The following is a 25,104-nucleotide window of genomic DNA, read 5'->3' as shown; positions in this document are numbered from 1 at the left end:
GGTTGGTCCTTCAGGGCTGGCGGGCGACGCCCGTGCCGATCATCGCGTCGCGCGTGACCAGGGTGGCGAGCCGGGCTTCGTCCCAGCCGTCGGTGCCGGCCGGGCGCATCGGCACCACCAGGTAGCGCACCTCGGCGGTGGAGTCGCGCACGACGATGCGCGTGGTCTCCGGCATCTGCACACCGAACTCCGCGAGCACCGCACGCGGCTCGATCACGGCTCTAGCGCGGTAGGGCGCGGACTTGTACCAGACCGGTGGCAGCCCGAGCACCGGCCAGGGGTAGCAGGAGCACAGCGTGCAAACCACCATGTGGTGCACGTCCGGCGTGTTGAACAGCGCCACCATGTGTTCGCCCTGGCGGCCGCTGTAGCCCAGCTCGGCGATGGCCGCGGTGGCGTCGTCGGCCAGGCGCTGTGCATAGGCCGGGTCGGCCCAGGCCCGGGCGACGACGCGGGCGCCGTTGTGCGGGCCCACGCGGGTCTCGTAGGTTTCGATCAGTCGGTCGACGGCGGCCGGGTCCACATAGCCCTTGCCGACCAGCAGCGTCTCCAGCGCGCGCACGCGCAGGTCCATCTCGCCGAGGTGGCTGTGATCGCTGTCGTGATCGTGGTCGTGGCCTGCCGACATGCGGCGCATTATGGACAGGTCGGGTGCCGGCGCGTGGCGTGCCTGTCAACGCGTGGCGCCAAGCCGATCGGCGCACGCGGCCAGCTCGGCCGGGCCGTCGACGGGCATGGGCAAGGTGCAGCGCGCGGTCTCCGTCAGCCGGCCATCGACCAGCGCCATGACGCGTACCGTCGTGCGGGGCTGGTCGGGCACCAGCAGCTGCATCCGGCCCGCCAGGCGGGCCGGCGCCGACAGGCCCAGTTGCTCCTGCCCGTACACGTGGTTCGAGAAGCCGCGCTGCGCATCCAGTTCCATGAGTCGGGCACCGTCGCGTCGGTAGATCCGCAGCACGCCACCGATGTGCGGCGTGGTCACGGCGGCGATCTCGGCCATGCCGTCGCCGTCCAGGTCGGCCACGCCCACCGGGTTCAGCCAGCGGTTGGGCGTGCCGATGGGCGCCGATTCGGCCACGACCGCGAGCCGCCCGCCGACGAGGCCCAGAAGGGCCAGGCGGGCGCCGCTGTGTCGTGCACTGAGGATGGCCAGCAGCTGGACCGGCGCCCCCGGCGTCAGGCGGACCAGTCTGGGGGTCAGGTCCTCGAACACCTCGTGTTCGGGCAGCACCAGCGCCAGTTCGCGGCCGGCGTCGGTGCGCGCCACCACGCGTGCGTATTCGTGGGGCCGGCCGAGCGCGAAGTGGCCGTAGCGCGTCACCGGCTCGGCATAGCGCGCGTCCACGATCTGCTCAGCCTGGGCCATGGTCACCTCGGGCAGAGAAATCGCGCTGCAGCCCAGTGCGCACACCACGGACCGGCGTGAGACGCCGCAAGTTCTGTCGTTCATCGGGCATGTTGCTCCTGGTCTGTCGCCGTCGGTCCGGGCGGCCATTGGGGGGCGGAAGGTTCCGAACGTACGCATCCTGACCGAAAGGCCCGGCGCTGTCGGGTGGGTCGGTCCTGGGGGATTCAGCCTGACACCGAAAGCGGGCAAACTCGCGCGCTTTCCCGATCGAAAGCCACCCGTGTTCGCCTGGTTCGAACGCCTCGTCGACCCCTATCCCGCCACCGAGCCCGCACCCCCGCCCAAGGGTCTGCGGCCGTTCCTGTGGGCCGCCAGCGAAGGCACCCGGAAGTACATCCTGCTGATGACGCTGCTGACCGCAGCCATCGGCGCCTTCGAGGCCGTGCTGTTCGCCATGCTGGGCAGCATCCTCGACTGGCTGGCCGACGTGCCGGCGGCGGACCTGTGGGCCCGCGAAGGCGGCACGCTGATGGGGCTGGCCGCGGTGCTGGCCGGCAGCATCGTGCTGGCGGCGCTGCAGACCATGTTCAAGCACCAGGCGCTGGCCGGCAACTTCCCGATGCGGCTGCGCTGGAACTTTCATCGCCTGATGCTCGGCCAGAGCATGGGCTTCTACCAGGACGAGTTCGCCGGCCGCATCGCCACCAAGGTCATGCAGACCGCGCTGGCGGTGCGCGACGTGTGGATGATCGTGGCCGACATCCTGGTCTACGTGGTCATCTACTTCGTCACCATGGCCGCCATCCTGGGCGGCTTCGACGCCTGGATGCTCGGGCCCTTCCTGCTCTGGCTGGGCTGCTACGTCGTGGCCATGCGATGGTTCGTGCCCCGGCTGGCCACCACGTCCCAGGCACAGGCCGACGCGCGCAGCCTGATGACGGGCCGCATCACCGACGCCTACACCAACATCGCCACCGTCAAGCTGTTCTCGCACGCCCAGCGCGAGGCCGGCTATGCGCGCAGCGCGATGCAGGAGTTCCTGGGCACGGTGCACCGGCAGATGCGTCTGGTCAGCGGCTTCGAGGTGGTGAACCAGGCGCTGTCGGTGCTGCTGATCGCCAGCACCGCCGGCGTGGCGCTGGCGCTGTGGATGCAGGGGCAGGTGGGTGTGGGCGCTGTGGCCGCGGCCAGCGCGATGGCGCTGCGCCTGAACGGCATCTCGCACTGGGTGATGTGGGAGATGGCCAGCCTGTTCGAGCACATCGGCACCGTGCAGGACGGCATGCTCACGCTGTCGCGCCCGCGCAGCGTGGTCGACCGGCCCGAGGCCGTGCCGCTTAGGGTCAGCCGTGGCGAGATCCGCTTCGAACGCGTGGACTTTGCCTACGGCGGCCCGCGCAAGGTCGTCGACGCGCTGGACCTGCACATCCGCCCGGGCGAGAAGATCGGCCTGGTCGGCCGCTCCGGCGCCGGCAAGAGCACGGTGGTGAACCTGCTGCTGCGCTTCTACGACGTGGCCGGTGGCCGCATCCTGATCGACGGCCAGGACATCGCCGGCGTCACCCAGGACAGCCTGCGTGCGCAAATCGGCATGGTCACGCAGGACACCTCGCTGCTGCACCGCTCGGTGCGCGACAACATCGTCTACGGCCGCCCCGACGCCAGCGAGCGCGACATGGTGCACGCCGCCGAGCGCGCCGAGGCGCACGATTTCGTGCAGGGTCTCACCGACCCCAAGGGCCGCAAGGGCTACGACGCCCACGTGGGCGAGCGCGGCGTCAAGCTCAGCGGAGGCCAGCGCCAGCGCATCGCCATCGCCCGCGTGATGCTCAAGGACGCACCCATCCTGCTGCTCGACGAAGCCACCAGTGCGCTGGACAGCGAGGTCGAACAGGCCATCCAGGCCAGTCTGTACCGGCTGATGGAGGGCAAGACGGTGGTTGCCATCGCCCACCGCCTGTCCACCATCGCCGCGATGGACCGGCTGGTGGTGATGGACCATGGCCGCATCGTCGAGATGGGCACGCACGCGCAGCTGCTGGCGCAGGGCGGGCTCTACGCGCGGCTGTGGGCGCACCAGAGCGGCGGCTTCCTCGGCGAGGACGACGGCGACGAGACGACGGAAGACGACGACACCACGCCGGCCCTGGCCTGAGAGGGTGAGAGGCGCACCGACCATGTACCTGCCCGACCACTTCGCCCAGAGCGACCCCGCCGCCCTGCAGCGCCTGATGCGCGAGCACCCCCTGGGCACCCTGGTGCACCCGGGGCCGGACGGTCCCGACGCCGACCACCTGCCGTTCGAGTACGACCCGTCGCCGGCCGACGGCGCCCCGCTGGGCCTGCTGCGCGCCCACGTGGCGCGGGCCAACCCGCTGTGGCAGCGCTGCCCCACGGGCACGCCGGTGCGGGTGATCTTCCAGGGCGCCGATGGCTACATCTCGCCGAGCTGGTACCCCAGCAAGCACGCCACGCACCGCCAGGTGCCGACTTGGAACTACACGGTGGTGCACGCCGTGGGCACGCTGGTGGTGCGAGACGATGTGCGCTTCCTGCGCGGCCTGGTGGCGCGGCTCACCCGCCACCATGAAGCCGCCGAGCCGAAGCCCTGGAAGATGGGCGATGCGCCGGCCGACTACATCGACGACATGCTGCAGCGCATCGTCGGCATCGAGGTGGTGGTGACGGCGCTGGTGGGCAAGGCCAAGCTGGGCCAGAACAAGGCGGCCGAGGATCGCCACGGCGCGGCGCAGGCGCTGGCCGTGCGCGGGCATGTCGCGTTGGGTGACGCGATGACCCGCGCGGCGGGCGACGGGGAGCCGCCGGTGCGTTGAGAGCGGGTCAGGTGGCCTGGGTGTCCCCCAGGATCTGCGGGTCGCGCACCACCGCCGCGGGCAGGCTCACGCAGCGGTTGCGGCCGCCGGTCTTGGCCGCGTACATCGCCCGGTCGGCGCGTGTCAGGAGTGCCGATCCGTCCTCGCCCGGGCCCAGGCCGCTGACGCCGAGGCTGGCGGTGACGTGCGGCAGCGGTGTGGCGCCAAAGGCCGGCACACGTGCCGCCGCGATGGCCTGGCGCAGACGCTGTGCGGCCTGCTCGGCCTCCCGCAGCGTGGCGCCGGGCAGCAAGGCCGCGAACTCCTCCCCGCCGCAGCGCGCGGCCAGGTCGTAGGGCCGCAGGCTGCCCAGCAACACGCCGGCCAGGTGCGCGAGCACGGCGTCACCCGCGGCATGGCCACGCTCGTCGTTGATGCGCTTGAAGTGGTCGACGTCGATCATGCACACGGCCAGGGGTGTCTGCTCGCGGTGCGCGCGCGCCACCTCGGCCTGGAGCCGGGCCATGAAGTAGCGTCGGTTGTACAGGCGGGTCAGGTCGTCCCGCAGGGCCAGTTCGCGCAGTGCGCGGCGGGACACCTCGACCTCGTGCATCAGCGTGACGATCATCGACGCCGCCAGCGGCGCGACGATGGAGGGCACGGTCACCGCAATGGTCAGGTCGATCCAGGCCAGTTCCACCGGGTCGCGTGCCAGGCCGGCGGCGAGGGTGATGGACACCGACAGCACGATCGACAGCAGCGTGATCGCCACCACGGCCCGGCGGGGACCCATGCGCATCAGCGCACCGCGCCACCCGTTCGGCGCAGGTTCGGCCAGCGGGTCGGTGGGATCCTGTACGGGTTGCTCGCTCAAGCCGCCGCTTCCTGTGGGCGCGAATCGAGCCAGGATTATCGACGGCCGCTTGTCCCGGCTTGAGCCTGGGTGTCACGGCGGGCGGGCATCGCCGACCGGCAGGATGCTACGGCTGCTTGAGATCGATCTGGATCTGTGCGCCTTGCGGCCCCAGCGTGACCAGTGCCTCCTCGAAGCGCGGCGGCGACAACGCCGGCAGCCGGTTGTTGCTGGCGCCATAGGGTTCGCGCGGCATGCCCAGCAGGTTGGAGTCGATGCGGCCGTTGCCATTGAGGTCCTGCAGCACCATCACCGCCCACCGGCCCTGGGGCAGGCCGGGAAAGCGCACGCGCACCGTCTCACCGTCGGCGCGCTGGCGCAGCGTCGGCTGGGTCGAGGCCGGCTCGTCCGGAAAGCCGTTCGCGGTGTCGAACAGGGCGATGCGCAGTTCGCCCTGCCCAGGCAGCACATTGCGGATCGTGATCTCCAGGTCGGCAGCGGCCGGGGCGGCCGCCGCGCCAGCGGGCACCAGGCAGGCCGCCGTCAAGGCGCCGATCAGCAGGCGTGTCATCGCGTGTCCTTCCAAGGGTGCCAGTGCTTCGAGTGGGGACCGTTCGTCAGACCAGTGGCTGCCCGCGCCAAGCGGTCAGCAGCGTGAACAGGGTCCAGCCGGTGTAGATCACGGTGAACAGGGACACGGCCGCCAGCGCGCGCCGCGGCGACAGCCACCGTGCCAGCGCCCAGGCCACCAGCGGCAGCACGTGCATGGCGTGCAGGCCGAAGAAGTGCGCCACCCGCAGGTCGCCGCCGTCGCGCGACCAGCCCAGCAGCGGCAGGCCGCCGGCGTCGCTGGGCGTGCCGCCGACCCAGTGGCCACTCTGTGCCGAGACCACCGCGCCGGTCAGCGTGCCCAGCAGCCAGCCAGCCAGCAGGCCCAGGGCCAGCCCGCGCTGCAGCACCGGGCCGCTGGCGAAGCCGCGGTCGCGCGCCACCCACCACGCCAGCACTCCCGCGCAGCCGGTGAGCAGCACCGCGCCCACGCCCATCAACCCGTACAGCAGGCCGGCCATGGGATCGGCCACGTTGAAGTGCGAGGCCTCGCCGCGCGACGCGCGCCAGGTGATGTAGGCCAGCTCGAACACGCCGGTGACCACCGCCACCGCGCTCAGCCGGCCCAGCGCCCGCCGGCGCCCGGGTGTCTCGGACAGCGCCGCGGCCACCAGCGCCAGCGTCAGCAGGTGCACGCCCACCGAGAGGTGGAACTTCCACGGCTTGAGCCAGACGCTGACGCCGTTGAAGCTGCGCCCGTCCATCGCCATCAGCAGCAGCAGCGGCAAGGTCATCGCCAGCACGGCCCAGCCCGACCACCAGAGCCACGGCGTGCGGGATCTGGCGGCTGCTGCCCAGGCCCACGGTCCCGCGAGACCCGGGGTGGCGATCACGCCTGGCGAGGAGAGGTCAGCGTGCATGGCCGGTTCCCTTCCCGATCCCGCGCCAGCCCTGCCAGGACCGGACCCCGACGTGCAGCAGCAGGCCCACCGGCCCGGCCAGGAAGGTCAGCACCAGGCAGGGCAGCGCCGCCAGGCGCGACAGGCGGTGCGCCAACGTCTCGTCCACGATCCAGCGGCCGACGAAGAGGTCGAAGGCCAGGTAGTGCACCCACCCGGCCAGCAGCAGGCCCGGCGCGCTGAACAGGGCCGTCACCTGGGCCAGCGAACCGAAACCACCGCCCGGCGCCGTGCCCCAATGAAGCGCCATCAGCGCGGCATAGCCGGCCGACAGCAGCAGGGGCACGAGCCGGCCGGCCACCCACAGCAGGGCCGGGCGCCTGCGCACCGGGGCCCACAGGCCGGCCAGCAGCACGAGCCAGCCCAGCAGGGCGACGGTGCTGGCCAGCGAGAAGGCGGTTTCAAGTGACATGGGTGGGGTTGGTTGGGTTGGTCGAGACGATCAGGCGGGACGAGATGGTTTTGACACTGTCAAGATGTGGGTGACTCTACGGGCTGATCTGGACGCTGTCAAGATTAGAATGACGCGATGACCACGCGGCGTTCACCCCGGCCGGCCGTGCCTGTCGCGCCGGCCGGTGACAGCTACCACCACGGCGCCTTGCGCGAGGCCCTGCTGACGGCCGGCGAGGCCCTGCTGGCCGAGCGGGGTGCCGCCGGCTTCACGCTGCGCGAGTGCGCGCGGCGGGCCGGCGTGTCCCATGCGGCGCCGGCGCACCACTTCGGCGATGCACGCGGCCTGCTCACCGCGCTGGCCGCGCGCGGCTTCGACCGCATGGCCGATCTGATGGCGCGCTACCGCGACGCCGCGCCGGCCACGCCGGAAGCGCGCCTGGTGGCCGTCGGCCGCGCCTACATCGACTTTGCGCTCGACCACCGCGCGCACTTCCTGCTGATGTTCGGCGCCGACCGCCTGGACCGCGACGATGCCGAACTCCAGCGCTGCGGCGGCCGCAGCGCCGCGGCACTGCAGGAGGCCATGGCCGATGTGATGGCCGCGCGCGCGCTGCCGCCGGCGTCGCTGCCGCAGCGGCTGCTGCTGGCGTGGTCGGCGGTGCATGGCTTCGCGATGCTGGTCATCGAGGGCCAGTGCCAGGACTTCTTCGGCATCGGCGGCGACCAGCCGCGACAAGCCCGCACCGCCGCCGACGCCGTGCTGGCCTTGCTGCAGGGCGCCCTGGCCGGGCCCGGCTGAGCGCCGCAGGCGCGGCCTGGCCGGGCTCAGAACCGGTTGCGCAGATCCGCCGGTGCCGCCGGCGCGTTGAACTGGGCCATCCGCGCATCGTCGACGTAGCGCAGCGTGGCGTCGCCGATCGTCGGGTGCGTGTAGACCAGCCGCAGGCCGTCGTCGAAGAGCCACTGGAAGCCTCCGCGTGGCGAGCTGCGGCTGCCGAAGCCGCCGAAGGGCAGGGGCCGCGCCGACTCGGTCAGCGGCGCTCCGTACTTCTCCAGCAGCAGCTGACGCAGGGCCAGGTTGTCCTCGCCGTAGGCCTTGACGGTGAACTCCACCTGCGCCACCCGGCCGTCGTGGCCGGTCACGACCAGGCGCTGCAGCGCCGGCACGCCGACGGCACGCACGTCCAGCGCAGCGGCGGTGCCGAAGGGTGTGGGCAGCGGCGTGGCGCCGACGGCGCGCGCCGCAGCCACGAAGGCGTTCACCGTGGCGTCCTTCAGGGCCAGGCCGTAGAGCGACAGCGTCTGCTGTTCTGACCAGGCCAGCGCGGGAAACCCGCACACGACGACGAGACATGCCCTGCGTTGCATGCCGCCACTGTAGTCGCTGAGAAAAAACGTTACGCAGTGCGACGCCTCTGAAAGGACGCCGAGCGTGCCGGTGGCCACCATGGACACACCTTCCACCACCCCTGCAAGGAGTTCCCCATGAAGACCTGGATCAAGCGCACCCTGATCGGCCTGGCCGCCGTGTCCGCCCTCGGCATCGGCGCCGCCGCGGTGGCACACCGCCACTACGGCCACCAGATGAGCGACGCCGATCTCGCCCGCGCGAAGACGCATGCCGTCGAGCGCATCGCTGGCCGCATGGACCTCGACGCCACCCAGCGCGCCCAGCTCGACACGCTGGCCGAAACGCTGCTGACCCAGCGCAAGGCCCTGCTCGCCGGCACCGAGCCGCGTGCGGCGCTGCAGGGCCTGGTGGCCGGCCCGAGCTTCGACCGTGCCGGCGCCGAGGCCCTGCTGATGGCCAAGACCGACGCCCTGCGGGCCGGTGCGCCGGCCGTGATTGCCGCCTTCGGCGATTTCTACGACGGCCTGAACCCCGAGCAGCAGGCCCGGCTGCGCGAGCGGCTGGCCCAGGGCCGCGACCATGGGCACCGTGGCCGGGACCGCGACTGACGCGCCCGGCGCAGGGAAGCCTTGGCGATACAGTGGGCGCATGCCCGCGCTGCGCCCACCGCCGCCATGCCCACGCTGCTGCTGATCGACGACGACGAAGCGCTGGCACCGCCCCTGGCGGCCTACCTGCAGCGCTTCGGCTTCGCGCTGGTGGCCGCGCACCGCCCCTCCGAGGGCCTGGCACGGCTGGCGCGCGGCGACATCGACGCGGTGATCCTGGACGTGATGCTGCCCGAGATGGACGGCTTCGAGACCCTGCGGCGCATCCGCCAGACCAGTGCCGTGCCGGTGCTGATGCTCACCGCGCGCGGTGAGCTGAGCGACCGCGTCGTCGGCCTGGAATCCGGCGCCGACGACTACCTGCCCAAGCCCTTCGAGCCGCGTGAACTGGCCGCACGGCTGCAGACCATCCTGCGCCGCGCACGCAGCGCCACGGCGGGTGCGCAGTGGCATTTCGATCGCCTGGTCATCGACACTGATCGCCGGGAGGTGGCGCGCGACGGCGAGGTGCTGCCGCTCACCGGCACCGAGTACGAACTGCTGTGCCTGCTCGCGCGCGAGCCGCAGAAGGTGTTCAGCCGCGACGACATCCTCAACCGCCTGCGCGGCACCGACGCCGACCTGCATTCGCGTGCCGTGGACATCCTGGTCAGCCGGCTGCGTCGCAAGCTCGAGCCGCTGGATCCGATCAAGACCCTGCGCAACGCCGGCTATGCGCTGGCGCTGCCGCGGTTGCCGTGAAGCTGCCCCGCCTGTCCCTGCGCTGGCGCCTGGTCGGCTTGTTCCTGGCCCTGGCGCTGGCCAGCACCGTGGTGTTCCTGGGCGGCCTGCAGCGTGCCGTGGCGGCCGGCTGGCAGACCTGGGCGCAGCCGCTGCTGGGCGACTATGTCGACCGGCTGGCCGCCGACCTGGGCAGTCCGCCCGACCCGGCGCGCGCCGCGGCGCTGGAGGCCAGGTTGCCGGTGCGGGTGCGCATCGAGGGGCCGGTGGTGCGCTACGACGGTTCGCGGGCCCCGTACGAGGAATCGCGGCGGCGGCATCGGGACGATGACGACGACAGCACCCCGTTCGCACTGGTGCGCACCACCGCCGACGGCCACCGCATCACGCTGGGCCTGGCGGCCCCGCCGGACGGCTGGCGCCCGCGCGGCGGCGCCTGGGTGCCGCTGACGGTGCTGCTGGTCTGCACCGCGCTGGCCTATGCACTGGTGCGCCGCTGGCTGGCACCGCTGGATGCCATCGGTGCCGGCGCGGAACGCTACGGCCGCGGCCGTTTCGACACCCCCATCGCCGCGCGCCGGGGTGACGAGCTGGGCCGGCTGGCCGACCGCATCGACGCCATGGCCGCCAGCCTGCACGGCATGCTGCAGGCGCAGCGCACGCAGCTGCTGGCGGTCAGCCACGAGTTGCGCAGCCCCCTGACCCGGGCCCGCCTGAATGCCGAGCTGCTGCCCGACGGTCCCGAGAAGGACGCCGTTGTGCGTGACCTGGCCGAGATGCGCGACCTGATCGCCGACCTGCTGGAGAGCGAGCGCCTGGCCGCCGGCGCCGCGGCACTGACCACCGAGACGGTGGACCTGGGCGCGCTGGTGCGCGAGGCGGCGGCCGACGCCGGCGCGAAACCTTCGGTGGCGGCGGGCCTGGGGACCGTCCAGGCCGACCCGGCCCGACTGGGCCTGCTGCTGCGCAACCTGCTGGCCAACGCACGCCGCCACGCGGCCGACGCGCCGCGGCCGCCGGTGCTGTTCCTGCGCCGCGCCGACGAGGCATTGGAACTCGGCCTGCGCGACTTCGGCCCCGGCGTGCCGCCGGAGGCGCTGGCCCACCTGGCCGAGCCGTTCTACCGCCCCGACAGCGCCCGCACTCGGGCCGCCGGCGGCGTGGGCCTGGGCATGCACCTGTGCCGGCGCGTGGCCGAGGCACACGGCGGCACGCTGGTGGTCCGCAACGCCGCGCCGGGGCTGGAGGTGGTGATGCGCTGGACACCCGGCGCCGACTAAGGCCTTCGGCCGGCACCGGACGGCTCCTGCGCCGACAATCGAAGGATGTCCGCCGCCGTCACCCTGCCTGCCGCCAAGTCCCTGGGCAGCTACCGTCCCTTCTGGGCCAAGCGCTTCGGCCCGGCGCCGTTCCTGCCCATGAGCCGTGTGGAGATGGAGCGTCTGGGCTGGGACAGCTGCGACGTGATCATCGTCACCGGCGACGCCTATGTGGACCACCCCAGCTTCGGCATGGCCGTGATCGGCCGCGTGCTGGAGGCGCAGGGCTTCCGCGTCGGCATCATCGCCCAGCCCGACTGGCATTCCGCCGACCCGTTTCGCGCGCTGGGGCGGCCCAACCTGTTCTTCGGCGTCGCCGCCGGGAACATGGATTCGATGATCAACCACTACACCGCCGACCGGAAGATCCGCAGCGACGACGCCTACACGCCCGGCGGCGCAGCCGGCAAGCGGCCCGACCGCGCCACCCTGGTCTACACCCAGCGCTGCCAGGAGGCCTACAAGGACGTGCCGGTGGTCATCGGCGGCATCGAGGCCAGCCTGCGCCGCATCGCGCACTACGACTACTGGCAGGACAAGGTGCGTCGCAGCGTGCTGGCCGACAGCAAGGCCGACCTGCTGCTCTACGGCAACGCCGAGCGCGCCATCGTCGAGATCGCGCACCGCCTGGCGCGGCGCGAGCCGGTGGAGGCCATCACCGACGTGCGCGGCACGGCTTTCTTGGTGCGGTCGGCCCACGCGCCGCAGGGCTTCCAGGAGATCGACTCCACCGAGGTCGACCAGCCCGGCCGCATCGACGAGCACATCAACCCTTACCAGATGCCCGAGGAGGCCGCGGCGTCGCGAGGCGAGACCTGCGCCAAGGCCGAGGGTGAGACGGCGCCCGCCACCCCGGCCACGGCGGTGGTCGCGATGCCGCTGAACGGTCAGGCCAGCCGCAAGGCAGGCGCCGTGAAGCTGCCGCCTCGCGACCGCACCGTGATCCGCCTGCCGGCCTACGAGCAGGTCAAGAGCGACCCGGTGCTCTACGCGCACGCCAGCCGCGTGCTGCACCTCGAGACCAACCCCGGCAACGCGCGCGCCCTGGTGCAGCGCCACGGCCCTCGCGACGTGTGGATCAACCCGCCGCCGATCCCGCTGAGCACCGCCGAGATGGATGTGGTGTTCGACCTGCCCTATGCGCGCAGCCCGCACCCGGCCTACGCCGACGAGCAGGGCGGCCACGACGGGCCGACCAAGATCCCGGCCTGGGAGATGATCCGCTTCAGCGTGAACATCATGCGCGGGTGCTTCGGCGGCTGCAGCTTCTGCTCGATCACCGAGCACGAGGGCCGCATCATCCAGAGCCGCAGCGAGGATTCCATCATCCGCGAGATCGAGGACATCCGCGACCGGGTGAAGGGCTTCACCGGCGTCATCAGCGACCTCGGCGGCCCCACGGCCAACATGTACCGCCTGGCCTGCAAGAGCCGCGAGATCGAGGCCGCCTGCCGCAAGCCGAGCTGCGTCTTCCCCGGCATCTGCCCCAACCTGAACACCGACCACGGGCCGCTGGTCAAGCTCTACCGCCGGGCCCGCGCGCTGCGCGGCGTGAAGAAGATCCTCATCGGCAGCGGCCTGCGCTACGACCTGGCGGTGCAGAGCCCGGAGTACGTGAAGGAACTGGTGCAGCACCACGTGGGCGGCTACCTGAAGATCGCGCCTGAGCACACCGAGGCCGGGCCGCTGGGCAAGATGATGAAGCCCGGCATCGGCACCTACGACCGCTTCAAGCAGATGTTCGAGCAGTACAGCGCCGAGGCGGGCAAGAAGCAGTACCTGATCCCGTACTTCATCGCCGCGCACCCGGGCACGCGCGACGAGGACATGATGAACTTGGCGCTCTGGCTCAAGCGCAACGGCTTCAAGGCCGACCAGGTGCAGACCTTCTACCCCAGCCCCATGGCCACCGCCACCGCGATGTACCACTCGGGCCTGAACCCGCTGCGCGGCATCCACCGCGACGCGCGGGCCGAGAAGGTGGACATCGTGCGCGGCGAGAAGCGCCGCCGCCTGCACAAGGCCTTCCTGCGCTGGCACGACCCGAACAACTGGCCGCTGCTGCGCCAGGCGCTGCAGGAAATGGGCCGTGCCGACCTCATCGGCAACGGCAAGCAGCACCTGATCCCGCGCTACCAGCCGGCCACCGACGGCAGCTACAGCAGCGCGCGGCGGGCCAACAGCACGCCGGCCAAACCTTCGGCCAAGCTGGCCGCGCGCACTGCACCGAAGACCGGCACGCCGCGCAAGGGCACCGTGCTGACCCAGCACACCGGGTTGCCGCCGCGGCGAAAGGGCTGACCGCCGGCGCGGGCTCTCGGCTGCACTTGTCAGATCTGGTTGACGGCATAGACTGTCAATCTCGGACGTGACCGCTGAAAGGGGCCGGGATGAACTGGACGATCGTGCTCTTCCTGGCCGCTGGCGCGCTGTTCGGCCTGGTCAGCCACCCCAAGCGGCATCTTTTCAGCGAGGGCAGCACGCGCCCCGGGCGCCCTGGCGAAGGCGGCTTTGCCGAGAGCCGGCTGTGGTGGACGCTGCAGTGCGCCTTCCTCTGGCCGGTGCTGCTCGGCGCCGGGCTGTACACGCTGGCGGTCCGGCGCTGCTCTCGGCGGCGCTGAGGTTCAGTCCGTGCAACGGCCCGCGTGGTGCGGGCCGGCCTTGGCCAGTCATCGCGGCGTTCAGCTTCGGCCCGTTCTGCCGACAACACGGGGACGCCCCTGCGGCTGCCGATGACCGCGCGCGGGTGGCCCGCGACGGCGGCGCCGGCGCCTCCGCCGGGCCGACAGCCCAACCCGTGACTTCGTGGCCGCCAGGCCCGCGCCGATGCACAAGCTCCTCTTCCTCCTTCCACTGGTCGCACTGAGCGGCTGCCTGGCCGTCGTTGGCCCGGTGTCCACGGAGCGATCCTCATCCGTCCCGGGCGAGGTCGCCCAGCCCTCGCCGCGTGTGGCCGAAGGTTCGCAGCCCTTCGGGCTTGCGTTCGAGCTGGAAGCCGACCGCCCTCTGTGCGTGCACGACCTGGCCTGGCGCCTGGACGGTGTGCTGACGCGGGCGCCCAACCCCTGGCACCGCCAGTTCTGCACTCGCCCCGAGCAGCGCCACGGCCGGACGATGCACGTCGCCAGCCTGGCGCTGGGCGTGACCCTGCCGGCGCAGGTCGACACCTTGAGCGTGCACTTCCGCTACCACCCCGCCGCGCCTCTGCGCAAGGCCGAGTTCGCGCTGGGCCCGAAGCTCCTCTACAAGCCGGGCTGGCGCACGGAGAGCCTGACGGTCGTCTTCACGTCCGACGAGGTCAAGCTCGACCGGCTGGCCGTCAGGACGAAGGAAGGGTCGTCGACGCGCCGCGAGGTGCGCGAGCGCATCGACGTGCAGGGCACCCGGCGCGACGGCGCGTTCTGAGGGTTGCCTGGGCCCCTTCAGGCCTTGGGCATCCGGTACAGCGCACAGATCTTGTTGCCGTCCGGGTCGCGCAGGTAGGCCAGGTACAGGCGGCCGGCGGCGCCTTCGCGCACCCCAGGCGGGTCCTCGCAGGTGGCCCCGCCGTGGGCCAGGCCGGCGGCGTGCCAGGCATCGGCCTCGGCGGCCGACTTGCAGGCGAAGCCGATGGTGCCGCCGTTGCCCACCGTGGCCGGCTGGCCGTCGATCGGGAGCGTCACCGAGAACACGCCGGTGGGTGTGCGCCAGAAGACGCGGTGGCGGTCGACCATGCCGGGCGGCACGCCCAGGGGCTGCAGCACGGCGTCGTAGAACGCCTTGGCGCGCTCCAGGTGATTGGTGCCGATCATGATGTGCGAGAACATGCGGAAGTCTCCGTTGGCGGGTGGAATCGGACGTCAGCCGCTGGCACGGGCCGACCGCTGCCGCGGTGCGATCCAGTCCAGGAATTCGGTGGTCCACTGCCGCGCGTTGCGCGGCTTGAGGATCCAGTGGTTCTCGTCGGCGAACCACAGCAGCCGGGCCTCCACGCCACGCGCCTGGAGCGTGTTGTAGTAGGCCAGCCCGTTGCAGTCGGGCACGCGGTAGTCCTTTGCACCGTGGATGACCAGCGTGGGCGTGGCCATGCGGCCGGCGGCGGCGTGCGGGCTCTGCGCCAGCACCTTGGCCATGTCGTCCCAGTAGAAGGCGCCCAGGTCGCGCGGGCGGTGCAGGAAGCTGTCGGCGCTGAAAGTGGCCACGCGGTCAAACACGCCGGCGTGGCAGACCATGCGCCGGTAGCGTCCGGGGGTGGCGTGGCCGTTCATCCACGCGACCAGGAAGCCGCCGTAGCTGCCGCCGCTGGCGTCCAGCCGCGTGGCGTCGGCCCAGGGCTGGCGCAGCAGCCAGTCGCTCGCGGCCTCGATGTCCTGCAGCTCCAGTTCGCCCTGCCGGCCCATGATGCTGTCGCGGAAGGCGAAGCCGAAGCCACTGCTGCCGTGGAAGTTGACCTGCGCCACCACATGCCCGCGCGAGGCCAGCACGTGCACGTTCCAGCGCAGGCTGAAGCTGTCACCGGCGGCCGAGTACGGGCCGCCGTGCAGCACGTGCAGCACGGGCAGCTTCTTCTTCGGCGGACGGTCCGGGTCGACGCCGGGCGGGAAGGTCAGCCAGAGCTGCACCGGGTCGCCCTGGGCCCCGGTGACCGTGACCTCGCGCTGCACACCCAGCCGGCGCCGCGACAGCAGCGCGTCGTTGAACCGCTCCAGGCGGCGAGGGGTGGTGCCTTCCTCGGTGTCGGCGCCCAGCGCCAGCACACGCGGCGGATGCAGGGCGCTGTCGGCCGCCACCACGATCTGGTTGCGCTGGCTGTCGAAGCCCTGCAGCCAGCCGCCTGCGAACACACGGGTGATGCCGCCGCTGGCCAAGTCGTACCGCCACAGGTGGCGGCGCCCGCGTTCCTCGGCGCCGAAGAGCACGGCGCTGCCATCGGCCGACCAGCGCAGCGGGCCGTCGACGTCGTGGTCCCAGTCGGCCGGGCTGACGCAGCGCCAGCGGTGATCGTCGGTGATCAGCGCCAGCCGGTTCAGCGCCGTGTGGCGCTGGCCGACGGGCGCGGCGGTGAAGGCCAGGGCGCGGCCGTCGGGCCGCCAGGCGGGGGCGCCCAGGTCCCAGGCCGGGTCGTTCACCAGCGTGCGCACGCGGCGGCTTCGCAGTTCGAGGGCCGACAAGGCCCAGCGCCCGGCCGGCCGTGGCGGGTGGTCGGGGTCGTGCACGAAGGCCACGCTGCGGCCGTCCGGGTGCGGCGCATAGGCCGCGGAACCGGCGTCGGTGCGTGGCAGTTCCAGCGCCGTGCCCTCGAACAGGTCGACCGCGCGGCCGCTGTCCACGTCCAGCAGCCACAGGTGCAACACGCGGCCCTGCGGCAGGTGCTGGTCCCAGTGGCGGTAGAGCGCCTCGCCGGTGGCGTAGCCGGTTTCCTTGCGATCGACGAACGCCTGGTGGTGCTTCGCCTGGGCGGCCGCACCCTTCAGGTCCGGCCAGGTCCAGGCGGCGAACAGCACGCGCCGGCCGTCGGGCATCCAGCGGAAGGAGGTGATGCCTGGGGCGAATCGGCTGGCGCGCCGGGCCTCGCCGCCGTCGGGGGCGATGAGGTAGAGCTGCGCGGTCTTGTCGGTCTCGCCGTCCTGCGTGCGTTTGGCAAGGAAGGCGATGCGGTCGCCGCGCGGCGACCATGCGGGCGCACCATCGCGCTCTCCGCAGGTGGTCAGGCGGCGCGGGCGAACCTGGCCCTGCACGGGCAGCAGCCACAAGGCGCTGTTGGTCCGGTTGGCGGCCATGTCGCCGCGTGTCACGGTGCAGGCCAGCTGCGCGCCGTCGGGCGACAGGGCCAAGCCACCGACGCGATCCATCGCGTGCAGGTCGTCGATGCTCAGGGGGGGATGGGCCATCCAGTCCTTCTTCAGTGTTCGGCCGCCAGCGCTGTCTCCAGCGCTGTCTCCAGGGCCTGCAGCTCGTCTTCGGTGGTGTAGCCGGCCACCGACACGCGCACGAAGGTGCGGCCGCCGTGCGTGGTCACCGGCACTTCGATGCGGTGGTGGTCGAAGAGCCGTCGCCGCAGCGCTTCTGGGTCCGCAGCACGCACCGGCAGCGGGAACATCAGCGCGTGGTCGGCCGCATCGGCGATGGGCGACAAGCCGTGCCGCGCCGCGACGCGGTGCAGCAGGGCCGCGCCGATCGCGTGCTGGTGTTCACGCACCGGGGCCAGGTGCCGGCGGTGGAAGTCCAGTGCCGCCGGCACCGTCAGCCACGGCGTGATGTCGCGTGTGCCCTGCCACTGCAGGCGGCGTTCCAGCAGCTGCGTGCCCAGGTAGGCGTCGAAGCCGCTGTGGCCCCCCGTGCCCTCGGCGTAGCCCCAGCTGGTCACCGTGGCCTGCAGCATGGCGTGGTGTTCCGTGCGGGCGTGCAGGAAGCCGGCGCCCTTTGGCGCGCAGACCCACTTGTGCAGGTTGGCGGCGTAGAAGTCGGCCTCCAGGGCGGTCAGGTCCAGGTCGACCTGACCGGGCGCGTGGGCACCGTCGATGAGCGTGAGCAGCCCGCGCGCGCGTGCCGCGACGCAGAGTTCGGCCACCGGCAGCACGAGGGCCGTCGTGGATGTGACGTGGCTTGCGAAGACCACCCGCGTGCGCGGCCCGGCCTGGGCGAGCAGCGCATCGACGAAGGTGGTGCGGTCGAACGGCAGCGGCACGGCGACCCGCCGGTAGGTGGCGCCGGTGTCGGCGCAGCGCCGCTGCCAGGCGGCGTCGCAGGCGCCGTACTCGAGGTCGGTGGCGAGCACCTCGTCGCCCGGCTCCAGGGGCAGCGAGCGCACCACGGAATCCACCGCCGTCGTGGCGTTGGGCACGAACACCAGGTCGTCTGCTCGTGCGCCGACGAAGCCGCCCAGGGCGTCGCGGGCCTGGCGGAGCAGGCTGGCCGACCGCCGGCCGAGGAACTCGACCGGGTTGCGCTCCAGCTCGTCCTGCCACCTGCGCTGCGCCGCGACAACCTCGTGTGGGCAAGCGCCGAAGCTGCCATGGTTCAGGAAGACGACCCTCGGGTCGAGCGGGAACAGCTCGCGCATCGGCGCGCAGTGTAGGCGCGAGGTCGCCGACCCGCAGAGTGCCCCTCAAACGCGGGGAGGGCGGGTGGACGCGGATGGCGGTGCGGCCGCCGTGCGTAAACACTCTGCCATTCTTCCGGAGTCAATACCATGTCGCTCATCCGCCTTCGCCCCTGGATCGCCGCTGCCGCCCTGCTGGTGGCGGGGGCCGCCCACGCCTACGTCGACGTCGTGGTGTTCGGCGACAGCCTGTCCGATGGCGGCAACGTGGCGGCGCTGATCGGCACCGACCCGGGCCAGGTGATCGACGGCAACACCTACGTGCCGTCCATGCCCTATGCCTCGAGCACCTTCACCAACGGCGCCACCTGGGTCGATGGCTTCGCGGCGGCGCTGGGCACCACGGCAGCACCGTCGCTGTTGGGTGGCAGCAACTACGCCTTCGGTGGCGCGCAAACGCGCGATGAGTCCAATGGGTCGCCCAGCCTGATTTCGCAGCTGGGCATGTACTTCGACACCACCGGCGGCGTGGCCTCCAGCGACAGCCTGTACGTGCTGGCCGGCGGCGGCAACAACGCCCGTGCGGCGCTCGAAGCCATCGGCTTCGACGGTGCGCCGCCGCTGCGCACGGCGCTGGCCACGGCCGTGGCCTACGCGCGCGACGTCGGCCAGATGGTGGATGCACTGCAGGCCGCCGGCGCCACCGACATCATCGTCTGGAACGCGCCCAACATCGGCCTCGCGCCTGCCGTGACCTCCCTGGGTAGCGAGGCCAGCTTCCTGGCGGGCGTCATCGGCAACGTCATGAACCAGGCGCTGGCACGGCGGCTGGAAGGCGAGGCCGGGGTGCGCATCTTCGACGTTTACGGCCTGGTCGGTGCCGTCGTGGCCGATCCAGCGGCCTATGGTCTGGCCAACGTCACCGACGCCTGCGGCGCCCTGAGCAACGGCTGCGACCCCGCCACCGCGCTTTTCTGGGACGGCATCCACCCGACGGTGGCCGGCCACGCCCTCCTCGCCGACGCCATGATCGCGGCAGCGGTGCCCGAGCCGGGCACCTGGGCCCTGTTCGTGGCCGGTGGTGCGGTGCTGCTGGCGCGCCGTCGGCGCGTGTCTGGTCGGCACTGAGACCGCGGTGGGCTGACGCCTGAAAGGCGTGAGCCCGATGTGCTGGTGCCAGCAGGGCCGGTGGATCAGGGCCTGACGGCGTCGTCCAGGCGCGGTTCCAGCGACTCTTCCCAGGTGTCCACGTCGTCGCGGCCGACATGCAGCCAGTCGAGCATCGGTTCGGCGTGGCCGATCCAGTCGGCGTCCGGGTCCAGGCCCTCGAGCCGGCGCATCAGGTGCTCGGCCACCACGCCCGCGGCCACCAGCGTCTTGACCTCCGGCTCCACGCCGGCAGCCCCGAGCAGGTCCATGTCGTGGTGCAGGCGGATGGCTGCCACCACCGTGGGCGCCAGCCGCCACACCCGGGCCACGAGGGCACCGACCACGGCGTGGTCGGTGCGGTGGTTGGCGTTCTCCGTCTGCACGAAGGTGCGGTCGCGCCGCGCCAGCCCCTCGACGATGGTGCTGCCGTAGCCGCGCAGGCTCTGCAGCATCACCGGTTGACCCACGTGGGCGAACAGCCCGAAGGTGTAGGCCACGTCCGGCGACAGGCCCGGCAGTTGCCGCGCCAGGTGGTCCAGCGCCACGGCGCGAAGGGTCGAACGCTCCCAGAAGCGCTGGAGGTGGCGACTGTCGGCCGGGATCGCCTTGCGAGTCAGGAAGCCCGTCATCACCGCGGCCGTCTGCTCCAGGCCCAGGCGCGTCATCGCCTGGCCCACCGTCTGCGCCGGAGCGAAGCCGGCGAAGGCGGCACCGCTGGCGGCACGGATCAGCGTGGCGCTCATGGCCACGTCGGCCGCAGCGATCCGCGCGACCTCGCCAAGGTCGGGCTCTGCCGCGGCCAGCACCTGCTGCAAGCGCGTCAGCAACTCGGGGCACGGGGGGATCACGATCTGCTGCAGCGGCCCCCGAGTACGGGCGTGATCCAGTTCACGGGTGATGTCGTCGGCGCGGCGGGCGGGCGTGAGGACGGCGGTCATTGGCGGGTTATCGGCCGCTCGGACCTTGGCTGAAGCCGTCTGTCGGACGAATGCCGACACCCACCTCCGACGGGCGCCGACAGCCGGTTGCGCCATGCGGCCGTGGGCAAGCCCGCGGCGGCAGCCTAGGCTTTTGCATCGACCTCTGATGCCGGCACTGCCACCCCACGCCATGCCCGCCGTCCTCTGTGAAACCCACGGCCACCTGCTGCGCTTCGGCTCGCTGTTCCACCCCGGGCGCGGCCTGAGTTTCCCCTGCGACGCCCAGGGCCACGTCGACCTCGACCGCCTTTGCGAGCGCGAGCGCGCCAACTACCTCTACGCACGTGCGGTGGTCGGGCGCGAGTTCGCGACACCCGAGGTGGTGCCGGCCGATCCCGCCTGACGGCGAGTAGGCCGCGCGGCGCGGTCGCAGGGCTTGGGTAGCATCCGGGACTTCCCAGCCCGTGGATGCCTCATGGCCGCCTCCAGCCTGCTCGCCCTGATCGACGACATCGCCACCATCCTCGACGATGTGGCGGTGATGAGCAAGGTGGCGGCCAAGAAGACCGCCGGCGTGCTGGGTGACGACCTGGCGCTCAATGCGCAGCAGGTCACCGGGGTCAGCGCCGACCGCGAACTGCCGGTGGTCTGGGCCGTGGCCAAGGGCTCGCTGATGAACAAGCTGATCCTGGTGCCGGCGGCGCTGGCCATCAGCGCCTTCGCGCCCTGGGCGGTGACGCCGCTGCTGATGATCGGCGGTGCCTTCCTCTGCTACGAAGGTGCGGAAAAGCTGGCCCACCGCTTCCTGCACAGTGCGGCCGAGGACGCCGAGCACCACGCCGCGCTGACCCAGGCGGTGGCCGATCCGGCGGTGGACCTGGTGGCCATGGAGCGCGACAAGATCAAGGGCGCGGTGCGCACCGACTTCATCCTCTCGGCCGAGATCATCGCCATCTCGCTGGGCGCTTCGGCGGGCGCACCCCTGGGCACGCAGGCGGCGGTGCTGTCGCTGATCGCGGTCGCGATGACGCTGGGCGTCTACGGCCTGGTGGCCGGCATCGTCAAGCTCGACGACCTGGGCCTGTGGCTCTCACGCCGGGCCGGTGCGGCGGCCGCGCTGGGTCGCGGCCTCCTGGCCTTTGCGCCCAGGCTGATGAAGGCGCTGTCGGTGGCAGGCACGGCGGCCATGTTCCTGGTCGGCGGCGGCATCCTGGTGCACGGGTTGCCCTGGCTGCACCACGCGGTGCTGGGCTTTGCCGCAGCCGGCGGGGCCGCCGCCGGCTGGCTGCTGGAGGCCCTGGGCAATGCGATCGCGGGTGTGGTGGCCGGCGCCATCGTGCTCGCGGGCGTGACCGGGGTGCAGCGGATGCGCCGCGCCTGACGTCGAACGGAGGGCACCCATGCCGAGATTGCACGCCGACGAGATCGCCCATTACCAGCGTGAAGGCTGGTTGATCCCGCGCTGGCAACTGCCTGCAGCGCGCACCGAAGCGCTGCGCGGCGCGCTCGATGAACTGCTGCGCCGCAACCCCGGTGTTCGCCCGGAGAAGCTGGTGTCGGCCCACATCGACGGCGACAACGGTGAGGGCGTGCGTGGCGTGGCCGACTTCCTGGACCTGGCGCGCGACCCGGAGATCGTCGAGATGGTGGCCGGCCTGATCGGCGGGCATGTGGCGCTCTGGGGCTGCCATGTCTTCTGCAAGCCCGCCGGCGAAGGCTACGAAACGCCGTGGCACCAGGACGGCCACTACTGGCCGATCCGCCCGCTGGCCACCTGCACCGTGTGGGTGGCGCTGGAGCCGTCCACGCGCGAGAACGGCTGCCTGCGCGTGATCCCGCGCTCGCACCGGGCGCAGACGCTGGGCGCGCACCTGCACGAGGACCGCAGCGACCTGACGCTGAACCAGCGCATGGCCGACGGTGCCTTCGACCCGACCCAGGCGGTGGACCTGGAACTGCAGCCTGGGCAGATGTCGCTACACGACGTCTACATGATCCACGGCGCCGACGCCAACCGCTCCAACCAGCGCCGCACCGGTGTGGCCTTGCGCTACTTCCCCACCAGTTCGCACTTCGACCGCCGGCTGCGGCCGGTGAACGGGCAGAGTGGCGTGCCGGTGAACTTCGCGCAGCGGCCGCTGTGGCTGCTGCGCGGCGACGACCTGTGCGGACTGAACGACTACCGGGCCGGGCATCCGGCCGGTCGCAGCGGCCTGCCGGCCGTGGCGGAAGACGGCGTCAGCGGCTGACCCGCACGCCGACCAGCTCCACCTCGAAGTGCAGGGTGGCGTTGGGCGGAATCACCTTGCCAGCACCGCGACTGCCATAGGCGATGGCCGGCGGGCAGGTCAGCTTGGCCTTGCCGCCGGGCTTCATGCGCTGCACGCCTTCGGTCCAGCAGGGGATGACGCGGTTGAGCGGGAACTCGGCGGGCTGGCCACGCGAGTAGGAACTGTCGAACTCCTTGCCGTCCGGGAAGGTGCCGCGGTAGTGCACGATCACGGTGTCGGTGGCCTGGGGCGATGCGCCCTGGCCGTCGCGGGTGGACTCGTAGACCAGGCCGCTGGCGGTGGTGACCTTGTCGGCGGCCAGCGCGGTGCCGGCCAGCAGGCCGATCGCCAGCGCGGCGCCCAGGGTGGGAAAGAGGCGGATTGCGTTCATGACCGGATCATCGCATCCCGCCTGTCGTCCCGGAGAGCCGGCGCTTAACGCGCGGCGGCGAAGCGCTGTTCGAACCATTCGGTCAGCAGCCGGCTCTCGTAGGGCAGCGCAGCGCGGTGGTCCAGCCCGCTGCGGCGCACCAGGTAGGACAGGTCACGCAACTGCTCCTCGCCGCGGGCGACGACCTCGCCGCCCTGGGTCAGTTCGAAGCGCAGCGACAGCCTCGGTGCATCCGGCAGCAGGCCCATCACACGCAGGCCGTGCGGGCTGAAATGGTCGATCTCACCGGCCAGGTCGACATCGGTGAAAGTCACGCTCAGACGTTGGCCATCGGGCAGGCGGCTGGCCAGGCGCTCGATCTCGGCCGTCAGCCGTGCCTGGGTGCGCTCGCGCTCCACGCTCCCGAAACCGGCGTCGGTGAAGCGCTCGGGTTGGGCGTAGTGCACCTCGGCGGCACCGGTGGCGTGCGCGGGCAGGCCGACGGCACACAGGGCCGCAAGGCCGGCGGCGGACAGGCAGCGGGAAGAGCGTGCAAGGATGCTCATGACGACCTCCTTCGGTGGGCAAACCCGTGGACACCCCATGGTGAACCCGACCGCGCCACCGGGCCAGCGACTTTGCAGAAGTTTGCGTGCGCGGGGCTTCGCTTACTTTCCGCCCCAGCCGTCCTTCAGCCCGGTGACCCGGTTGAACACCGGGGCGTCGGCCCGGTGGTCCTTGCGGTCGCTGACGAAGTAGCCATGGCGCTCGAACTGCACGTGGCGCTCGGCCGGCCACCCAGCCAGAGACGGTTCCAGCCAGCCGCGCGTGACGCGCAGGCTGTCGGGGTTGAGCGCCTCCCGGAAGTCGCGGTCGCCGGCGTCGGGCTGGGCTTCACGGAACAGGCGGTCGTACAGGCGCAGCTCGGTGGCCACGGCGTCGTGCACGCCGACCCAGGTGATGTTGCCCTTGACCTTGACCGCGTCGGCCCCCGGCGTGCCGCTCTTGGTGTCGGGCACCACGGTGGCCAGCACCCGGGTGATGCGGCCCTCGGCGTCCTTCTCACAGCCGGTGCACTCGATCACCATGCCGTACTTCAGGCGCACCTTGTTGCCAGGGAACAGGCGGAAGAAGCCCTTGGGCGGCACCTCGGCGAAGTCGTCGCGCTCGATCCAGACCTCCGGCCCCAGGCTGAACTGCCGCAGGCCCCACGCCGGGTGCTGCGGGTGCGCCGGTGCGTGGCAGGGCTCGCGGTGCTCGGCACCGAAGAGTTCGGACCAGTTCGTCAGCACCAGCGGCACCGGGTCGATCACCGCCATCGCACGCGGCGCCTGGCCTTCGAGGTCGTCGCGCAGGCACTGCTCCAGCACCGCGTAGTCCAGCCAGATGTTGGTCTTGCTGGCGCCGGTGTCGTCGGCCATCCTGCGCACGGCTGCCGGCGTGTAGCCGCGGCGACGCAGGCCGGCCAGCGTGGGCATGCGGGGGTCGTCCCAGCCGGTCACGATCTTCTCGTCCACCAGGGCCTTGAGCTTGCGCTTGCTGGTGATCACGTAGGTCAGGTTCAGACGGCCGAACTCCACCTGCTTGGGGCACGGACGCGCCAGCAGGCCGGCGTCGGCCAGCTGGCCGAGCAGCCAGTCGTAGAACGGCCGCTGGTCCTCGAACTCCAGCGTGCAGAAGCTGTGGGTGATGCCTTCCAGCGCGTCCTCGATCGGGTGCGCGTAGGTGTACATCGGGTAGATGCACCAGCGGTCGCCGGTGTTGTGGTGGTGGGCGCGCTTGATGCGGTAGAGGGCCGGGTCCCGCAGATTGATGTTGGGGCTGGCCATGTCGATCTTCGCGCGCAGCACCATGGCGCCGTCAGCGTGCAGGCCGTCGCGCATCTCGCGGAAGCGCGTCAGGTTCTCCGCAGGCGTGCGGCTGCGGAACGGGCTGTCGGTGCCGGGCGTCGAGAAGTCGCCGCGGTTGGCGCGCATCTGCTCGGGCGTCTGCTCGTCCACGTAGGCCAGGCCGCGCTCGATCAGCGTTTCGGCGGCGCGGTACATGAAGTCGAAGTAGTTGCTGGCGTAGTAGAGATGCGAGGTGCCGCCCGTCTCCCAGTCGAAGCCCAGCCATCGCACCATCTCGACGATGGCGTCGACGTACTCCTGCTCCTCCTTCTCCGGGTTGGTGTCGTCGAAGCGCAGGTGGCAGATGCCGCCGAAGTCGCGCGCGAGGCCGAAGTTCAGGCAGATGCTCTTGGCGTGCCCCACGTGCAGGTAGCCGTTGGGCTCGGGCGGGAAGCGGGTGCGGATGCGTGCCGGGTCCACCGCACCGGCGGCGTGGTGCGCCGCGTCGCCAGGGCTGCCGCCGAAGTGCCGGCCGTCGTAGGTGCCTGCGGCCAGGTCCTGCTCGATGACGGTGCGCAGGAAGTTGGCGGGTGCAGGCGTTGGTTTGGCAGCGGCAGACATCGTCGAAT

At 71.8% G+C, this 25,104-nt stretch carries 27 protein-coding genes; 13 read left to right on the top strand and 14 right to left on the bottom strand.

Features of this window, described 5'->3' with window-relative positions:
- Nucleotides 1–10 precede the first annotated feature (10 nt).
- Entirely contained in the window at nucleotides 11–628 is a 618-nt protein-coding gene (nthA, locus tag ENE75_RS18895) for a nitrile hydratase subunit alpha (protein WP_128199884.1), read from the bottom strand.
- Between the two features lie 45 nt (nucleotides 629–673).
- Entirely contained in the window at nucleotides 674–1,450 is a 777-nt protein-coding gene (locus tag ENE75_RS18890) for a hypothetical protein (RefSeq protein WP_199232357.1), read from the bottom strand.
- Nucleotides 1,451–1,628: 178 nt separating this feature from the next.
- On the opposite strand from ENE75_RS18890, the gene ENE75_RS18885 reads away from it, so the two are divergent.
- Both ENE75_RS18885 and ENE75_RS18880 read left to right on the top strand, forming a co-directional pair.
- Nucleotides 1,629–3,503, top strand: a complete 1,875-nt coding sequence (locus ENE75_RS18885; protein WP_199232356.1) for an ABC transporter ATP-binding protein — start codon at nucleotides 1,629–1,631, stop codon at nucleotides 3,501–3,503.
- A gap of 22 nt (nucleotides 3,504–3,525) precedes the next feature.
- Nucleotides 3,526–4,182, top strand: a complete 657-nt coding sequence (locus tag ENE75_RS18880) for an FMN-binding negative transcriptional regulator (RefSeq protein ID WP_128199881.1) — start codon at nucleotides 3,526–3,528, stop codon at nucleotides 4,180–4,182.
- Between the two features lie 7 nt (nucleotides 4,183–4,189).
- Here the strand turns inward: ENE75_RS18880 and ENE75_RS18875 are convergent, their stop codons facing one another.
- The 4 genes from ENE75_RS18875 to ENE75_RS18860 all read right to left on the bottom strand — a co-directional run bounded on the left by ENE75_RS18875 (nucleotide 4,190) and on the right by ENE75_RS18860 (nucleotide 6,934).
- Entirely contained in the window at nucleotides 4,190–5,035 is an 846-nt protein-coding gene (locus ENE75_RS18875) for a GGDEF domain-containing protein (RefSeq protein ID WP_128199880.1), read from the bottom strand.
- A 106-nt stretch (nucleotides 5,036–5,141) separates the two neighbouring features.
- A complete protein-coding gene (locus ENE75_RS18870) occupies nucleotides 5,142–5,585 on the bottom strand; it encodes a DUF2141 domain-containing protein (protein ID WP_128199879.1) in 444 nt (147 codons plus the stop codon).
- Between the two features lie 46 nt (nucleotides 5,586–5,631).
- Nucleotides 5,632–6,483, bottom strand: a complete 852-nt coding sequence (locus tag ENE75_RS18865) for a hypothetical protein (protein ID WP_128199878.1) — start codon at nucleotides 6,481–6,483, stop codon at nucleotides 5,632–5,634.
- On the bottom strand, nucleotides 6,473–6,934 hold the full coding sequence (locus tag ENE75_RS18860; protein ID WP_128199877.1) for an ABA4-like family protein: 462 nt from the start codon (nucleotides 6,932–6,934) through the stop codon (nucleotides 6,473–6,475). Before ENE75_RS18860 ends, ENE75_RS18865 begins: the two co-directional genes overlap by 11 nt.
- Nucleotides 6,935–7,051: 117 nt before the next feature.
- Here ENE75_RS18860 and ENE75_RS18855 point away from each other — a divergent pair, with 117 nt between their 5' ends.
- Complete coding sequence (locus ENE75_RS18855; RefSeq protein WP_128199876.1) at nucleotides 7,052–7,717, top strand: TetR/AcrR family transcriptional regulator; 666 nt, start codon at nucleotides 7,052–7,054, stop codon at nucleotides 7,715–7,717.
- Nucleotides 7,718–7,743: 26 nt separating this feature from the next.
- Here the strand turns inward: ENE75_RS18855 and ENE75_RS18850 are convergent, their stop codons facing one another.
- Nucleotides 7,744–8,286 (bottom strand): hypothetical protein, encoded by a 543-nt coding sequence (locus ENE75_RS18850; RefSeq protein WP_128199875.1) that lies wholly within the window; start codon nucleotides 8,284–8,286, stop codon nucleotides 7,744–7,746.
- Nucleotides 8,287–8,403: 117 nt separating this feature from the next.
- Between ENE75_RS18850 and ENE75_RS18845 the strand changes: the two genes are divergently transcribed.
- The 6 genes from ENE75_RS18845 to ENE75_RS18820 all read left to right on the top strand — a co-directional run bounded on the left by ENE75_RS18845 (nucleotide 8,404) and on the right by ENE75_RS18820 (nucleotide 14,321).
- Nucleotides 8,404–8,877 (top strand): Spy/CpxP family protein refolding chaperone, encoded by a 474-nt coding sequence (locus ENE75_RS18845; protein WP_128199874.1) that lies wholly within the window; start codon nucleotides 8,404–8,406, stop codon nucleotides 8,875–8,877.
- Nucleotides 8,878–8,943: 66 nt separating this feature from the next.
- Nucleotides 8,944–9,618: a response regulator transcription factor gene (locus tag ENE75_RS18840; RefSeq protein WP_128199873.1), complete on the top strand. Its 675-nt coding sequence runs from the start codon at nucleotides 8,944–8,946 to the stop codon at nucleotides 9,616–9,618.
- The gene (locus ENE75_RS18835) at nucleotides 9,615–10,877 is read left to right on the top strand and encodes a sensor histidine kinase (protein ID WP_128199872.1); all 1,263 of its coding nucleotides are present in this window, start codon (nucleotides 9,615–9,617) and stop codon (nucleotides 10,875–10,877) included. The genes ENE75_RS18840 and ENE75_RS18835 overlap by 4 nt, the downstream gene beginning before the upstream one ends.
- A 45-nt stretch (nucleotides 10,878–10,922) precedes the next feature.
- Nucleotides 10,923–13,217: a YgiQ family radical SAM protein gene (locus ENE75_RS18830; protein WP_128199871.1), complete on the top strand. Its 2,295-nt coding sequence runs from the start codon at nucleotides 10,923–10,925 to the stop codon at nucleotides 13,215–13,217.
- Nucleotides 13,218–13,306: 89 nt separating this feature from the next.
- Nucleotides 13,307–13,537: a hypothetical protein gene (locus tag ENE75_RS18825; RefSeq protein ID WP_128199870.1), complete on the top strand. Its 231-nt coding sequence runs from the start codon at nucleotides 13,307–13,309 to the stop codon at nucleotides 13,535–13,537.
- A gap of 205 nt (nucleotides 13,538–13,742) precedes the next feature.
- On the top strand, nucleotides 13,743–14,321 hold the full coding sequence (locus ENE75_RS18820; protein WP_128199869.1) for a hypothetical protein: 579 nt from the start codon (nucleotides 13,743–13,745) through the stop codon (nucleotides 14,319–14,321).
- Between the two features lie 17 nt (nucleotides 14,322–14,338).
- On the opposite strand, the gene ENE75_RS18815 is transcribed toward ENE75_RS18820, so the two are convergent.
- Genes ENE75_RS18815 through ENE75_RS18805 form a run of 3 tightly spaced genes read right to left on the bottom strand, consistent with a single transcriptional unit; the run spans nucleotide 14,339 to nucleotide 17,958 of the window.
- A complete protein-coding gene (locus ENE75_RS18815; RefSeq protein WP_128199868.1) occupies nucleotides 14,339–14,722 on the bottom strand; it encodes a VOC family protein in 384 nt (127 codons plus the stop codon).
- Between the two features lie 33 nt (nucleotides 14,723–14,755).
- Nucleotides 14,756–16,786, bottom strand: coding sequence for a dipeptidyl-peptidase 5 (locus ENE75_RS18810; RefSeq protein WP_128199867.1), 2,031 nt, complete (start codon nucleotides 16,784–16,786; stop codon nucleotides 14,756–14,758).
- 11 nt (nucleotides 16,787–16,797) lie between these two features.
- Entirely contained in the window at nucleotides 16,798–17,958 is a 1,161-nt protein-coding gene (locus tag ENE75_RS18805; RefSeq protein ID WP_128199866.1) for an aminotransferase class V-fold PLP-dependent enzyme, read from the bottom strand.
- Between the two features lie 129 nt (nucleotides 17,959–18,087).
- Here ENE75_RS18805 and ENE75_RS18800 point away from each other — a divergent pair, with 129 nt between their 5' ends.
- On the top strand, nucleotides 18,088–19,065 hold the full coding sequence (locus tag ENE75_RS18800) for an SGNH/GDSL hydrolase family protein (protein ID WP_128200007.1): 978 nt from the start codon (nucleotides 18,088–18,090) through the stop codon (nucleotides 19,063–19,065).
- Between the two features lie 65 nt (nucleotides 19,066–19,130).
- Here ENE75_RS18800 and ENE75_RS18795 read toward each other — a convergent pair whose 3' ends face one another.
- Nucleotides 19,131–20,024 carry an HDOD domain-containing protein gene (locus ENE75_RS18795; protein ID WP_128199865.1) on the bottom strand — a complete coding sequence of 298 codons (894 nt, stop codon included), beginning with the start codon at nucleotides 20,022–20,024 and terminating at the stop codon, nucleotides 19,131–19,133.
- A gap of 172 nt (nucleotides 20,025–20,196) precedes the next feature.
- Between ENE75_RS18795 and ENE75_RS18790 the strand changes: the two genes are divergently transcribed.
- From ENE75_RS18790 to ENE75_RS18780, 3 genes are all read left to right on the top strand, one after another.
- Entirely contained in the window at nucleotides 20,197–20,409 is a 213-nt protein-coding gene (locus ENE75_RS18790; RefSeq protein WP_128199864.1) for a hypothetical protein, read from the top strand.
- A gap of 72 nt (nucleotides 20,410–20,481) precedes the next feature.
- Nucleotides 20,482–21,387, top strand: coding sequence for a DUF808 domain-containing protein (locus ENE75_RS18785; RefSeq protein ID WP_128199863.1), 906 nt, complete (start codon nucleotides 20,482–20,484; stop codon nucleotides 21,385–21,387).
- A 19-nt stretch (nucleotides 21,388–21,406) separates the two neighbouring features.
- A complete protein-coding gene (locus ENE75_RS18780; protein ID WP_128199862.1) occupies nucleotides 21,407–22,255 on the top strand; it encodes a phytanoyl-CoA dioxygenase family protein in 849 nt (282 codons plus the stop codon).
- On the opposite strand, the gene ENE75_RS18775 is transcribed toward ENE75_RS18780, so the two are convergent.
- The 3 genes from ENE75_RS18775 to ENE75_RS18765 form a co-directional block, all read right to left on the bottom strand.
- On the bottom strand, nucleotides 22,245–22,667 hold the full coding sequence (locus tag ENE75_RS18775; RefSeq protein ID WP_128199861.1) for an FKBP-type peptidyl-prolyl cis-trans isomerase: 423 nt from the start codon (nucleotides 22,665–22,667) through the stop codon (nucleotides 22,245–22,247). The genes ENE75_RS18780 and ENE75_RS18775 overlap by 11 nt on opposite strands.
- Before the next feature lie 44 nt (nucleotides 22,668–22,711).
- The gene (locus ENE75_RS18770; protein WP_158289009.1) at nucleotides 22,712–23,212 is read right to left on the bottom strand and encodes a DUF3016 domain-containing protein; all 501 of its coding nucleotides are present in this window, start codon (nucleotides 23,210–23,212) and stop codon (nucleotides 22,712–22,714) included.
- Nucleotides 23,213–23,314: 102 nt separating this feature from the next.
- Nucleotides 23,315–25,096, bottom strand: a complete 1,782-nt coding sequence (locus ENE75_RS18765) for a glutamine--tRNA ligase/YqeY domain fusion protein (RefSeq protein ID WP_128199859.1) — start codon at nucleotides 25,094–25,096, stop codon at nucleotides 23,315–23,317.
- Nucleotides 25,097–25,104 lie beyond the last annotated feature (8 nt).

It is taken from the genome of Rubrivivax albus (assembly GCF_004016515.1).
GTDB lineage: Bacteria > Pseudomonadota > Gammaproteobacteria > Burkholderiales > Burkholderiaceae_C > Rubrivivax > Rubrivivax albus.
Note: the sequence above shows the minus strand (reverse complement) of the source record. Positions and strands in the feature narration are given on the sequence as shown.